Below are 13,847 nucleotides of genomic sequence, written 5' to 3' on the forward strand. Positions count from 1 at the left end.
AAAACACGAAAACCCCTGTATTTGCAGGGGTTTCGCTAAAGTACTCGAGACGGGACTTGAACCCGTACGACCTAATGGTCATTGGATTTTAAGTCCAACGTGTCTACCAATTCCACCACCCGAGCTTAAAATTATTAAAGAGCGAAAAACGGGATTCGAACCCGCGACCTCCACCTTGGCAAGGTGGCGCTCTACCAACTGAGCTATTTTCGCGATTTTAAAGAACACAACGCCAATTATCATAGCGTTTAATGCGGAGGCAAATTTAAAACAAATCTTATAACAGCAAAGAATTATTTAAGAAAAAAAGCTGACTCCAAACCGATTCTTTCCAGCCCGGACGCTTATCTCTTCATTATCAGTAATTAGGAATTAAGCAACTTTCAATTAATATGTAGAACATAACAATAATAAAGTGCGATACAAAAACAACAAACCATGAAAATCTTATTGCTTACTCAGCATCCTTTTGATCTCATTCAGCTTCATGAGGGCTTCTACCGGCGTTAAAGTATCTATATCGATTGCCAATAGCTCTTGCTTCAAATCTTCCAGTAACGGATCATCCAGATTAAAAAAACTAAGTTGCATCTCCTCTTCCGCAGAACTTTTCATTACCGCCCCAGAATCTTCCATCGAGTGGGAAGCCTCCAGTTTTGCAAGAATTTTGTTCGCTCGATGTAAAACCATTTGCGGCATCCCCGCCATTTTAGCTACATGTATCCCGAAACTATGTTCACTACCTCCTGGCACCAGCTTCCGAAGAAACAACACATTATCCTTCAATTCCTTGACCGAAACATTATAATTCCTAATCCTTTTAAAGGTTTCACACATTTCATTCAGTTCATGGTAATGTGTAGCAAACAATGTTTTTGGACGGGCCGGATGTTCGTGCAAATATTCACTTATCGCCCAGGCGATACTAATCCCGTCATAGGTACTGGTTCCTCTTCCAATCTCATCAAGCAGCACAAGACTTCTTTCAGAAATATTATTTAGAATACTCGCAGTTTCATTCATTTCTACCATAAAAGTAGATTCTCCCATCGAAATATTATCGCTCGCTCCTACCCGGGTAAAGATTTTATCCACCAGGCCAATTTCCGCAGCTTTCGCTGGCACAAAACTTCCCATTTGAGCCATAAGTACGATTAACGAAGTTTGTCGCAATATGGCCGATTTACCACTCATATTTGGCCCGGTAATCATGATGATCTGCTGGTCCTCTCGGTCAAGATTAACATTGTTAGTCACGTAAACTTCTCCAGATGGTAATTGTTTCTCGATCACCGGGTGCCTTCCTTCTTCAATCGCCAGTGCATGACTATCGGTGATAGACGGACGCGAATAATTTTCCAGTTTAGCCAGTTGAGCAAACGAAGCGAGACAATCCAGTCTTGCGATCAACTTTGCATTTCGCTGTACTGGATCAATATATTCAGCCATCCAGGAAATCAGTTTTGAGAATAATTCCTGTTCAAGTTGCTGGATCTTCTCCTCTGCTCCCAGAATCTTAGACTCGTATTCCTTGAGCTCTTCTGTAATATAACGTTCAGCGTTTACAAGGGTTTGCTTTCTGTTCCAGGTTTCCGGAACCTTGTCTTTATGTGAATTTCTAACCTCGATATAATAACCGTACACATTGTTCTTCCCGATCTTTAAGGACGTAATGCCTGTTTCCTGGCTTTCACGTTTGATCATATTATCGAGATAATCCTTTCCAGTAAAAGCTATGGCCCGCAAGTCATCTAATTCTGAAGAAAAACCTTTCGCGATCACATTTCCTTTCTGAACATTGACCGGTGCTTCTTCCGTGATACTTTCAGAAATCTTGCTACGCAACAGATCGCAGCTATTCAAAGTATCTCCAATAACCCTGATCGCTTCATTATCGCATTCCAGAGCGAGTTCTTTAATTGGAATGATGGCATTGAGCGAATGTCGTAGCTGGTTCACTTCACGCGGACTGATCTTCTGAGTAGCAACCTTGGAAATTAGACGTTCCAAATCGCTCATTTCTCTTAATTGCTCCTGAATTCTTTCTAAGCTTTCTGGATTCTTCAGCAGAAAATCTACTACTTCCAATCGTTGCTCTATAAGATTCGCATCTTTAAGCGGTAGTGCCAGCCAGCGTTTTAAAAGTCGGCCACCCATTGGTGAGATCGTTTTATCGATCACATCAAGCAAGGTCACAGCATTTGCCGCATTAGAATGATATAATTCCAGGTTCCTGATGGTAAACCTGTCCATCCATACGTATTGCTCTTCCGCGATCCGGTTTAAAGAAACAATATGCTGAAGGCGATGATGCCTGGTTTCACCAAGATAATAGAGAACGGCTCCAGAAGCAACGATTCCCTCCTCAAGATGGTCTACACCAAAACCTTTTAGCGATTTTGTTCCGAAGTGATCGTTGAGAGTTTCATGAGCATAGTCACTTTTAAAGATCCAGTCATCGAGAAAGAAACAATGATGATCCTTGCCAAAAGCCGATGTAAAATCCTTTTTATACTTCTTCTGAATAAGAATTTCACTAGGTGAAAAGTTCTGAAGTAGTTTATCTATATATTCCTGATTTCCCTGTGCGCATAAAAATTCACCCGTAGAAATATCCAGAAAAGAAATTCCCAGGTTTTTCTTTCCGAAGTGAACGGCACAAAGAAAATTATTTGATTTACTGCTTAAGATATCGTCGTTAAATGCAACCCCTGGAGTAACCAGTTCGGTCACGCCTCTTTTAACGATCGTTTTAGTCATTTTCGGGTCCTCTAACTGATCGCAAATGGCAACTCGCTGACCTGCTCTGACTAATTTTGGCAGATAGGTATTGAGTGAATGATGAGGAAATCCTGCCAGCTCCGTACGCTCCCCACCGTTATTACGATTGGTAAGTACGATATTGAGAATACGCGCAGCCTTTACCGCATCTTCTCCAAAAGTTTCATAAAAATCCCCAACCCTGAAAAGCAGCATGGCGTCAGGATATTTCAGCTTAATGCTATTGTACTGTTTCATTAAAGGGGTCACCTTCTGCGATTTTTTCTCTGCCAATTTTGCGGGATTTTATGGAATGCTAATGTAAAGATTCAGGACTTTGCCCGAAAATTTAATCTAAAATTTCGACAAGAAGTGTTATGATAAATAGTACCGACCATAAAATAGTTCTGCCCCAGTTCCTGGAGACTAGATTCCCGGTGATTTGATCGCAACTTTCAGATGGTTTGATCGCATTGTGTAAAGGCACAAAAATAAGAAAGGTAAGCAACCATAAAGCTAGTATGAATAGTATGCTCGTAATCTCGTAAACACCCTGTTGTAGGAACAATTGCGAACTAGCAACGATCAATTGCAAGATCATTAAAGGTCCCACGATTACCCCAATTCTTCCGGTGTATTTTTTATGCCAGTCACCAAGTTCATTCTGCCCGTAATGACAAAGCCCGGGATAAATGACCAGTTGCACGATCCAGATTAGAACCATAAGTCCGAAATCAAGTAAAAGTCTGATCGTATGTAATTCCATCGAATCCATATATATTATTGATAACCCGCAGCCTGCAAATTGAACAACTCGGCGTATAATTTATCATTCGCCATCAACTCCTGGTGAGTTCCAATTTCATCTACCTGTCCGTCCTTAAGAACCATAATTCTGTCTGCAATACGTACGGTACTAAATCTATGCGAAATGATCACCGCCGTTTTCCCCTGAGTTAATTGAATAAAGCGCTGAAATGCTTCGGTTTCTGCACGGGCATCGAGAGCCGAGGTTGGTTCGTCAAGGATCAGCACTTCTGCATCTTTCATATAAGCCCGGGCGATCGCTATCTTTTGCCACTGACCTCCAGAAAGATCCTTCCCGTTCTTAAACCTTTTCCCTAGCTGCTGCGCATAGCCAAGCGGTAATTCTGAAACTACTTCCTGCGCCAGACTTTTCTGAGCAGCACTATCTATTCGGGATTGATTGCCTATTTCTCCAATTTCACCCATGGCAATATTTTCACGTAGCGTCAATTCAAATTTCACAAAATCCTGAAAGATCACGCCAAAATACTGCTGATACGCCGCCTGGTTATATCTTTGAATTGGAACATGATCAAGTAAGATCTCCCCTTCCGTAGGTTCGTAAAATTGTAGAAGCAATTTAATCAAGGTTGTTTTACCAGCTCCGTTCTCACCAACAAAGGCCAGTTTTTCTCCAGCTCTTAAGTGAAAATTGATATTTCTAACCACCCATTTTTCAGACTTTGGATATTTAAAACCAACATTTTTAAACTCGAAACCATGTTTGATCTCTTTTGGTAACTCAAGCTTTTCATCTGAATTTTCATTGCTGAAGGACAGATCCAGAAATTCGAAATAATCCTGAAGATAAAGAGCACTCTCGGTAATTTGAGTAAAGCGGGTGAAGAAACCCTGCAATTTAGATCGTAATCTATTGAAGGATCCAGATAAGAATGTCAGGTCACCAATACTGAAGATCCCGGCAACGGTTCTAAAGATGATAAATACGTAAGCACCATAATAGGCTCCTGTTCCAACAATATTAAAAACTGAGCCCCAACCAGCTCTTTGTTTCGCCAGGCTTTTACTCTGTTTATAATATTTGGCTGATAGATTCTGAAATCTTCCCGCAAGGTAATTTGAGAGTCCGAACAACTTCACCTCTTTTGCAGTGACATCACTCGCACCCGCATAACGTAAGTAATCAAGTTCCCGTCTTTCCTGAGTCCAGCTTCGGGCCAGAGAATAGCTTGTTCCGCTAAACTTGATCTCGTTAATGATGGTAGGAATAATCGAAACGATTAAAAGAATGATTAGCCAAGGCTCGAAAGCAACAACCCCGGCAAGTAAAGATATAATCACGATGACATCCTCTCCCTGGGTCAAAATATTAGACATCAATCCTACTCTTCCCGTAGTTTGCTGCCGCGCTCTTTCCAGTTTATCGTAAAATTCAGAATCTTCAAGTTGATCAAGATTAAGTTCTGAAGTCTTTTTTATTATTCTGACAGATGTATCTATGGAGTATTGGTCACCCAGAAGCGCATCACTTAAACTAATCCCACGACTTAACAGATCTGAAAGTATAGCCAGTCCAAACTCTGCAGCCACCAGTATCCATAATCTATCCAGGTCTTTTACTTCATTCCCAATCTGCAGAATTACTTCATCAATGATCAATTTTCCCAGCAAAAGCATGATCACCGGTAACACCGCATTTAAAACCCGACCAAAAATATTCGCATAAAAAAGTGACGGATTCACTTTCCTTATTTCTTTAAAAAATCTGGGAACGAACTTAAGGGAAGCAAAACTCTCTCTAAAATTGATTTTATTAGCTTCTAATGTCTTTTTTCTTCTTGGCAAATTCTAATTTTTGGATGCCTTGCAATTTAAGCGAAAGCGATAAAAAATGAGCTGCTTAGGTCGTAATTACAACTTAATCCTAACATTTGTACAAGCTGCGAAACTGGATACCCCTATTTGCTTCTGAAGATTTGCTATTTTTGCCGGCATGGCAAACAGGAAACTTAAAAATGCGGAACTGGACCGGAAAACGGTTTCAGAATTTAAAGAAGCAACCAAGACTCCAATTATCATCATTCTGGACAATATTAGAAGTCTGAATAATATTGGATCGGTTTTTAGAACTGCCGATGCGTTTTTGATCGAAAAGATTTATTTATGCGGAATTACCGCTAGACCGCCCCACAAGGATATTCAGAAAACTGCTCTGGGTGCCACGGAGACTGTCGCATGGGAACATGTGGAAAATACTCTTGAACTTGTCACAAAACTTCAGCAGGAAGGAAAAAAAGTCTACGCCATAGAACAAGCCGAAAATGCTGTAATGCTGGATAAATTTGAACCTTTAAAGGATCATACTTCCGCAGTAATATTCGGGAATGAAGTGAAAGGTGTACAACAGTTAGTAGTAACTGCCAGTGATGCGGTTATCGAAATACCTCAGCTGGGAAGCAAACATTCTCTGAACATTTCAGTAAGCACAGGGGTTGTAGTATGGGATCTTTTTTCGAAATTACGGCGATAAACTAGTTTACAGCTTTATCGATTTCGGCTAGAAGCTTCAAGTAATCCTGACGGTTCGCCACGAAATCCAGGTCTGAAATATCGATGATCTGCACCTTCATATTACTTTGAGACTTGATAAAATTCAGATAACTCTTATTGATCTCAATCAAATACTCCGGTTGAATATTCTGCTCATAATCTCTGCCTCTTTTCTTAATATTCTGAAGCAATCTGTCTGTATTTTGATACAAATAGATATAAAGTTCCGGCTTTACCAGCTCCTTATACATTAGATGGAATAACTTGTGATAAAGCGAATATTCATCTTCATGAAGCGTAATTCTTGCAAAAATTAGTGACTTAAACACATCATAATCTGAAATGATAAAGTCCTTAAATAAATCGTACTGTGCCAGGTCATCTGAGAGTTGCTGATACCTGTCTGCCAGGAAAGACATTTCCAATGAAAATGCATAGCGATCCTTATCCTCGTAAAATTTTGGTAAAAATGGGTTGTCCTTAAAGCGTTCGAGGATCAGTTTTGCATTAAAATCTTCGGAAACCATCGTGGAAAAACTGGTTTTACCGGCACCAATATTTCCTTCTACAGCGATATAGTTACAACCAGGAAAATTATACTTAATACCCGGAATATCTAATTTCTCTGAAACCTTATTGATTTCTGAAGTATCATTGGTATCTGCCAGTAGATCGCGATAAGATTTTTTAAGAAGCGGATGCATTTCCTTTGCCGCAATATCCTGAAGCGGCAGTAAAACGAATTTTCTATCTGGAATTCCGGGATGCGGGATCTGCAAGTTTTCGACCTGAATGATCTCATCTCCAAAAATTAGAAGATCCAGATCAATTACCCGGTTTTGATAGACACCGGAATTATTTCTCTCTCGGCCCAGCTCATTTTCTATTGCCTGTAAACTTTTTAAAATTTGCTGTGGATCCAGTCTTGTTTCGATCTTCGTACAGGCATTGAAAAATGAATTTCCTTCGAATCCCCAGGCCGGAGTTTCGTAAATACCAGAAACCTCCCGAACCCATCCAATATTTTCATGAATTTGATCAAGTGCAGTTTGCAAATAACCTAGACGGTCGCCAAGGTTACTACCTAAGGCCAATAGTACTGTTTTAGGGGAATTCAAAACGGATTAAGAAAATTTTAATAGGTAGCATCAAATAATTTCACAGCAAATTAAGCAAAACAAAAGCACATACTCTTAATTTTGCAGCAAGACTTAATAAAAAAATTTGAGTAAACTTTCCCGGAAAAAGAAGCACAGGGCTTTACAAATTTATATGATCCTGAGCGCGTTGTTCATTGCCTCTCTGGTGGTATCCAACCTGATCTTTCAGAAGTTTTTTTACTGGGATTTCTTCGGAATTTACACTTTTGAGATTTCCGTAGGAATTTTACCATATCCAATCACTTTTTTGATCACCGATATTATTAGCGAGATCTATGGAAAAAAGAAGGCCAACCAGGTAGTAACTACTGGAATCTTTGCCTCGGTTTTTTCCTTATTAATTATTTATATCGCAGATTATGTTCCTGCAACCAGCTGGTCTCCCATCGACAACGAAATTTTCGGAAGGGTCTTTGGAGCCACAGCCATTGCGGTTTTTGCCAGTATGGTCGCCTATTTGCTGGCTCAGTATGTGGACATTCAGCTATTTCATTTCTGGAAGAAACTTACCCGCGGGAAGCATCTCTGGCTAAGAAACAATTTTTCTACTTTCCTTTCCCAGTTCGTAGACACATTCTCGGTCCTATTCTTGCTCTGTACTTTCAATAAAATTTCATGGGAACTTTTTGGCGGACTTTTATTGAGCGGATTTCTTTTTAAAGTTTTAATCGCTGCGATAGACACACCATTTTTGTATGCTGCTGTTTTCGCCTTCAGAAAATATTTTAAGCTGAAGCCTGCGGAAGAATTACAATTTGATCAACCTACTCTCGAATAGCATAGCTATTCTAAAACATAGAATTATGAAAAAAGCATTTAAAATAATTGGATTTACACTACTAACGATCATCATCTTATTAGTGATCGCACCTTTTGTATTTGAATCTCAGCTGAAGGATCTCGTGAGGAAGACTTTGAACGAGAACATGGATGCTCAGGTAGATTTTGAAGATATTAACCTTAGTATGTTTCGAAATTTTCCGGATGCCACTTTGGTGATTGAGGATCTTAGCATTATAAATAACGAACCCTTTAAAGGAGATACTCTTGCGCTTAGTGAGGAGATTATCCTGGAAATGTCTGTCAAAGAACTTTTTAAGAGTAGTTCTGAACCTAAAAGGGTAGATCAGGTAAAGATCAATAACGCATATCTTAATATTAAAGTGGACTCACTGGGACAGGCCAATTATGATATTGCTATTGAAGATACCACGGCAACCACCGGAGATTCGACCGCTACAGGATTCAGCCTGGACCTGAAGCACTACGAAATCAACAATACCAGGATTAAGTATGTGGATGAATCGGCGAAGATCGCACTGGATGTTGAAAACCTGAATCATGAAGGAAATGGTGATTTCTCTCTTGCTACTTCTGAACTGGAAACCTATTCCGAAGCCCTGGTAAGTCTTAATTATGACGGAGTAAATTATCTGAATCAGAATTCTGTAAGCCTGGACGCAGTACTGGAAATGGATTTGGAGAACATGCGCTATACGTTTCTTGAAAACGAAGCCATGGTGAACCAGTTACCATTAACCTTTGATGGTTATGTGCAGGTAAATGAAAGTGATACTGAAATGGATCTAAGCTTTAAAACCCCTTCTTCAGATTTTAAGAATTTCCTGGCGGTGATTCCGCAAACTTACGCGCAGAATATTGAAAATGTAGAAACCAATGGAGACTTTATAGTTGACGGTAGAATCTTCGGAAAAGCTGACGATACTTATATTCCGAAGATGAACGTGAAAATATCTTCCAGCAACGCATCGTTCAAGTATCCGGAGCTGCCTAAGAGTGTACAGGATATCAACCTGGATATGGTGATTCTCAACGATTCCGGTATTGCTGAAGATACTTACATCGATATCAATACGGCTACCTTCAGAATAGATGAAGATCAATTTTCTGCCAATGGAAAAGTGAGTAATCTTACTGAAAATATGCTGGTAAGTCTTGCATTAAAGGGAAGTATAAACCTGGCTAACCTCAACAAAGCCTATCCGCTGGAGCTTGAACAGGATCTAAATGGAAGGCTTACTGCAGATGTGCAGACCAGTTTCGATATGAACTCTATTGAAAAAGAACAATATCAAAATGTAAAAAGTAAGGGAACGGCTTCTATTTCAAACTTTAGCTATGCCTCTCCTGAAATTCCAAACAAGATCAATATTTCCAATGCCAATATGAGTTTCAACCAGGGGAATGTAAGTGTTCCAGAATTGAAGCTTAGCACCGGAAAAACTGATCTTACTGCAAATGGAACCATTCAAAACCTAATTGGATTTCTATTTACAGATCAGCAGCTAAAGGGTAATTTCAAAGCTAGATCGAATGTGTTTTCTGTAAATGATTTTATGTTAGCTGAAACTGAGGAGGTAACCACGACCACTGAAGATGGAGAACAAAAAACAGAAAGTAAGACCACCGGAAAGGAAGCCGTAAAAATTCCTTCTTTTCTGGATATTCAGTTACAATTTGATGCCAACACGGTTTTTTACGATAATCTGGAATTAAAGAATGTAACTGGATTATTGATCATTAAAGATGAATCTGCCAGATTGCAGAACGTATCCACCAATATTTTTAATGGTAGTATTGGTGCCAATGGGTTTGTTTCCACAAAAAACCCTACACCTACTTTCGAGATGAACCTGGATCTAAATTCATTGGATATCGCGTCATCTTTTAACGGACTTGAACTTATGCAGAATCTAGCTCCACTGGCCAAAGCCATGAAAGGAAAAGTACAGTCCAAAGTAAATTTGAAGGGTAACCTGAACGAAGATCTTACCCCGCAACTTACCAGCCTGGTAGGTGACGCGCTTGCAGAGTTACTTACTGCAGAATTAGACCCACAGCAAGCTGCATTATTATCAAAACTTGATACTCAGCTTGGCTTTATCAATTTCGATAAGATCGATCTTTCTAATCTTAAAACGAAACTCTCATTTAATGATGGACAGGTAGCTATTGCGCCGTTTGATTTTGACATTAAAGGTGTAAAGTTCCAGGTTAGTGGTACTCATGGATTTGATATGAATATGAACTATGACCTCAAACTAGATATTCCGGCAAAATATCTTGGAAATGAAGTAGGCGGAACACTTGGAAAACTTAGTGGTGAAGACTTCTCTAATATGATGGTTGCACTACCCGTTGGGATCACCGGAAATTTTCAGAATCCAAAGATCAATTTAAATATGCAGCAGGCAGTAAACAGTCTTACCCAGAAGGTGGTTGAAAAACAAAAAGGCAAACTGGAAGATAAAGCTGTAGACGCGATCAACGATATCCTTCAGGGGAAACGTGATCCCAAAAAACCTTTCAGTAAAAATGACACGACTGCTGTAAAACAGGACAGCACCGCTCAAAGCAAAACGACTAAATCTGACAGTATTCAGAAGTCACAGAAGGAGCAGGTTCAGAATGCTGCAAAGAATATTCTGGGCGGCATCTTGAAGAATAACAAGAAGAAAACCGATACCACTACCAATAATAATTAGAAACAAAAAAGCAGAACCTTCCGGTTCTGCTTTTTTTTGATTTGTATCTAAAATTACAACACTACTTTGATCTCGACTACGTGACCTTCGTGTCCCCTTACAGTAAATGCAGTTCCATCATCAAAAATGAGGTACTGACCTTTAATGCCGCGTAATAAGCCTTCATAAAACGGACTCTTACTCAAGTTCAGGGTTTTTACTTTTTCAGGGTATTTCTCTACAGGAAATTTGATTTCGGTCTCCTTGTTATTAGCCAGGTAATAATTGCGTACTTCATCTGGAATGAATTGCTTCAGTTTATCTCTTTCAACATGAAGATCCAGATCAAGCACATCGTTGGTTAGCATCTTCCTCCAGTTGGTTTTATCAGCTACATGATTCTTTAAAGCAACTTCAGTAATACCGGCAAGGTAACGATTGGGAACCTCTACGATCTCGATCGCTTCATGCGCACCCTGATCGATCCATCTTGTAGGCACCTGAGTTTTACGCGTAACCCCAACTTTTACATCACTGGAATTTGCGAGGTAAACTATATGTGGTTGCAGCTGCGATCTCTTTTCATACTCCAGATCACGATCTTCTTCATCTAAATGCGCTTTACTTTTCTCCGGACTAATCACCCATTCCCCGGCTCCGGGTATAGAGCTGAAACAATCATAACAAAGACCCTGTCTGAAAATCTTCTTCTGAAGGCTACAATTCAAGCACTCATATTTAAGAAAATTGATGCTTATTTTCTTGCCTATCAATTGATTCATATGAATGAAATCATCCTTCCAGACTAAATAATACTGTACTGTATCGCTAAGTTCGGTTCTCATTTTGGTAAGGACACCGCTATAGATCATTGAATTTTCTTTTTAAGACTAAACTATTTTTTTTGCAGGCTTCAAAGAATCCGTTATTTTTAACCAGATAACGTCACGCCTGCAAAACAAGGCTTAAAGATAGAAATAAATAATGCCAATTCCATTAGTCAACTCCATTGCTTCTTGGTTCCTAAAGAAGAGAATTCATCAAATGGAATTGTTCATTAAGTATCCTCATGAGGTACAGCAAGAGCTGCTTCGAAACCTCATTACCAAAGCAAAGAATACTGAAGTTGGGAAGCGCTACCATTTTTCTGAAATCAATAATTACCAGAAATTCAGTGAACGTGTTCCCATTCAGAAATATGAAGATATAGAAAGTGATATTGAGCGTAGCCGTAAAGGTGAACATAATATTTTCTGGCCGGGGCCTATTCGATGGTTTGCAAAATCCAGCGGTACCACCAATGCAAAAAGCAAATTTATTCCCGTTAGTCAGGATTCCCTGGAAGCCTGCCATTACGCTGCGGGGAAAGACCTTATCTGTATATACCTGAATAATAATCCTGGTTCACAGATGTTTACCGGTAAAAGTCTGCGCCTGGGCGGCAGCAAGGAACTTTACCAGGAAAACGGAACCAGTTACGGAGATCTTTCTGCCATTCTTATTGATAATATGCCTTTCTGGGCAGAGTTTAGCAGTACTCCGAGTAACGAAGTTTCATTGATGCATGATTGGGAAACCAAGATGCAGGCAATCGTAAATGAAACCATTAAGGAACGTGTGACCAGTCTTGCTGGTGTTCCTAGCTGGATGCTGGTTTTGCTGAATAATGTGTTGCAAAGTACTGGCAAGGAAAACGTTTTTGAAGTATGGCCTCACCTGGAAGCCTATTTTCATGGCGGAGTAAGTTTCGAGCCTTATGCTTCCCAGTACCAGAAAATTTTACCCAAGGAAGATTTTAGGTTCTATGAGATCTACAATGCTTCGGAAGGATTTTTCGCCTGTCAGGATCTTAACGATTCCAAGGAAATGCTACTCATGCTGGATTATGGGATCTTCTATGAATTCATTCCTATGGATAGCTATGGCTCTGCCCTGGAACACGCTATCCCACTTGATGAAGTTAAAATTGGCACAAACTACGCCGTAGTTATTACTACGAACGCCGGCTTATGGAGATATAAGATTGGTGATACCATTAAGTTTACCAATACTAATCCTTACCGAATTAAAGTTACCGGGAGAACCAAGCATCATATCAATGTTTTTGGTGAAGAGCTTATCATTGAAAATGCCGAATCTGCTCTCAAAAAAGTATGTCTTTTAACTAATTGTGAGATCAAGGATTATACGGTTGCTCCAATATTTATGGAAGGCCGTGAGAAAGGTGCCCATGAATGGATGATCGAATTCAAGAACGAGCCGAAAGATTTCGACAATTTCAAGGTTCAGCTTGATCTTGCTTTGCAAGAGGTAAATAGTGATTATGAGGCAAAAAGGTATAATAACATGACCCTTAATGCGCCACTTGTGCACCAGGCGCGTCCTGATCTTTTTTATGATTGGTTGAAAATGCATAACAAAGTTGGCGGTCAGCATAAAGTACCCAGACTTTCGAATTCCAGAACGTATCTCGAGGAATTGTTGAAATTGAGTAATTAAGCATGGCGAGCGAGAAAGAAAAGATGCTCAGTGAGCAAGCCTATAAAGCATCAGACAAAGATTTATTCGATGAACGACTGCATGCTCAGAAAACTTGTTTTGATTTTAATAATAGTTCGCCTGAGCTAATTACTGAAAGACACGATCTCATTCGCAGAGTTCTGGGTTCAGTTTCTTCGGAATTTTATATACAGCCGCCGTTTCAATGTGATTATGGCTACAATATTCACCTTGGTAACCACTTTTATTCGAATTACAATCTAACCATACTGGACTGTGCTGAAGTTAGGATAGGTGATCATGTAATGATCGCTCCAAACGTAAGTATTTTTACCGCCGGACATCCCATTGATGCAAAAAAGCGAAATGAAGAATGGGAATATGCAATTCCTGTAACAATTGGTAATAATGTCTGGATTGGTGGTAATTCAGTAATAAATCCAGGAGTGAGTATTGGTGACAATACGGTCATTGGATCTGGAAGTGTAGTAACCCGTAATATCCCTTCCAATGTGATTGCAGCAGGAAATCCTTGCAAAGTGATCAGGGAGATCACCAAAGCTGATGAAGATTTCTATTTCAAGGATAGGAGATTTAAATAAGATCCGACAGTAATTACCGCCGG

The 13,847-nt window shown here is 39.7% G+C and carries 10 protein-coding genes and 2 tRNA genes; 5 read left to right on the forward strand and 7 right to left on the reverse strand.

Annotation, left to right across the window (positions count from 1 at the left end):
* Positions 1-41: 41 nt before the first annotated feature.
* From JM79_RS13735 to JM79_RS13755, 5 genes are all read right to left on the reverse strand, one after another.
* A tRNA-Leu gene (locus JM79_RS13735) sits at positions 42-125 on the reverse strand.
* Between the two features lie 15 nt (positions 126-140).
* A tRNA-Gly gene (locus JM79_RS13740) sits at positions 141-213 on the reverse strand.
* Positions 214-447: 234 nt separating this feature from the next.
* On the reverse strand, positions 448-3,018 hold the full coding sequence (mutS, locus tag JM79_RS13745; protein ID WP_141878699.1) for a DNA mismatch repair protein MutS: 2,571 nt from the start codon (positions 3,016-3,018) through the stop codon (positions 448-450).
* Positions 3,019-3,109: 91 nt separating this feature from the next.
* Positions 3,110-3,535 (reverse strand): hypothetical protein, encoded by a 426-nt coding sequence (locus JM79_RS13750; protein WP_260443441.1) that lies wholly within the window; start codon positions 3,533-3,535, stop codon positions 3,110-3,112.
* Positions 3,536-3,540: 5 nt separating this feature from the next.
* Positions 3,541-5,373, reverse strand: a complete 1,833-nt coding sequence (locus tag JM79_RS13755) for an ABC transporter ATP-binding protein (RefSeq protein WP_141878700.1) — start codon at positions 5,371-5,373, stop codon at positions 3,541-3,543.
* 148 nt (positions 5,374-5,521) lie between these two features.
* On the opposite strand from JM79_RS13755, the gene JM79_RS13760 reads away from it, so the two are divergent.
* The gene (locus tag JM79_RS13760) at positions 5,522-6,058 is read left to right on the forward strand and encodes a TrmH family RNA methyltransferase (RefSeq protein ID WP_141878701.1); all 537 of its coding nucleotides are present in this window, start codon (positions 5,522-5,524) and stop codon (positions 6,056-6,058) included.
* Position 6,059: 1 nt separating this feature from the next.
* Here JM79_RS13760 and folK read toward each other — a convergent pair whose 3' ends face one another.
* Positions 6,060-7,196, reverse strand: coding sequence for a 2-amino-4-hydroxy-6-hydroxymethyldihydropteridine diphosphokinase (gene folK, locus JM79_RS13765; RefSeq protein WP_141878702.1), 1,137 nt, complete (start codon positions 7,194-7,196; stop codon positions 6,060-6,062).
* Positions 7,197-7,350: 154 nt separating this feature from the next.
* On the opposite strand from folK, the gene JM79_RS13770 reads away from it, so the two are divergent.
* Positions 7,351-8,016: a queuosine precursor transporter gene (locus tag JM79_RS13770; RefSeq protein ID WP_141879247.1), complete on the forward strand. Its 666-nt coding sequence runs from the start codon at positions 7,351-7,353 to the stop codon at positions 8,014-8,016.
* A 25-nt stretch (positions 8,017-8,041) separates the two neighbouring features.
* Complete coding sequence (locus JM79_RS13775) at positions 8,042-10,744, forward strand: AsmA-like C-terminal region-containing protein (protein WP_141878703.1); 2,703 nt, start codon at positions 8,042-8,044, stop codon at positions 10,742-10,744.
* 53 nt (positions 10,745-10,797) lie between these two features.
* On the opposite strand, the gene JM79_RS13780 is transcribed toward JM79_RS13775, so the two are convergent.
* On the reverse strand, positions 10,798-11,595 hold the full coding sequence (locus JM79_RS13780) for a DUF2797 domain-containing protein (protein ID WP_141878704.1): 798 nt from the start codon (positions 11,593-11,595) through the stop codon (positions 10,798-10,800).
* Positions 11,596-11,707: 112 nt separating this feature from the next.
* On the opposite strand from JM79_RS13780, the gene JM79_RS13785 reads away from it, so the two are divergent.
* Both JM79_RS13785 and JM79_RS13790 read left to right on the forward strand, forming a co-directional pair.
* Positions 11,708-13,222 (forward strand): GH3 auxin-responsive promoter family protein, encoded by a 1,515-nt coding sequence (locus tag JM79_RS13785; RefSeq protein ID WP_141878705.1) that lies wholly within the window; start codon positions 11,708-11,710, stop codon positions 13,220-13,222.
* Between the two features lie 2 nt (positions 13,223-13,224).
* Positions 13,225-13,824, forward strand: coding sequence for a sugar O-acetyltransferase (locus JM79_RS13790; protein ID WP_141878706.1), 600 nt, complete (start codon positions 13,225-13,227; stop codon positions 13,822-13,824).
* The last annotated feature ends 23 nt before the right edge of the window (positions 13,825-13,847 follow it).

Source organism: Gramella sp. Hel_I_59 (assembly GCF_006714895.1).
Lineage (GTDB): Bacteria > Bacteroidota > Bacteroidia > Flavobacteriales > Flavobacteriaceae > Christiangramia.

What these genes read in the sequence shown, in the direction of transcription:
- mutS (WP_141878699.1), bottom strand. Translation starts at nt 3,018, where the DNA reads ATGAAACAGTACAATAGCATTAAGCTGAAATATCCTGACGCCATGCTG.
- JM79_RS13785 (WP_141878705.1), top strand. Translation starts at nt 11,708, where the DNA reads ATGCCAATTCCATTAGTCAACTCCATTGCTTCTTGGTTCCTAAAGAAG.
- JM79_RS13760 (WP_141878701.1), top strand. Translation starts at nt 5,522, where the DNA reads ATGGCAAACAGGAAACTTAAAAATGCGGAACTGGACCGGAAAACGGTT.
- JM79_RS13780 (WP_141878704.1), bottom strand. Translation starts at nt 11,595, where the DNA reads ATGATCTATAGCGGTGTCCTTACCAAAATGAGAACCGAACTTAGCGAT.
- JM79_RS13775 (WP_141878703.1), top strand. Translation starts at nt 8,042, where the DNA reads ATGAAAAAAGCATTTAAAATAATTGGATTTACACTACTAACGATCATC.
- JM79_RS13790 (WP_141878706.1), top strand. Translation starts at nt 13,225, where the DNA reads ATGGCGAGCGAGAAAGAAAAGATGCTCAGTGAGCAAGCCTATAAAGCA.
- JM79_RS13770 (WP_141879247.1), top strand. Translation starts at nt 7,351, where the DNA reads ATGATCCTGAGCGCGTTGTTCATTGCCTCTCTGGTGGTATCCAACCTG.
- JM79_RS13750 (WP_260443441.1), bottom strand. Translation starts at nt 3,535, where the DNA reads ATGGATTCGATGGAATTACATACGATCAGACTTTTACTTGATTTCGGA.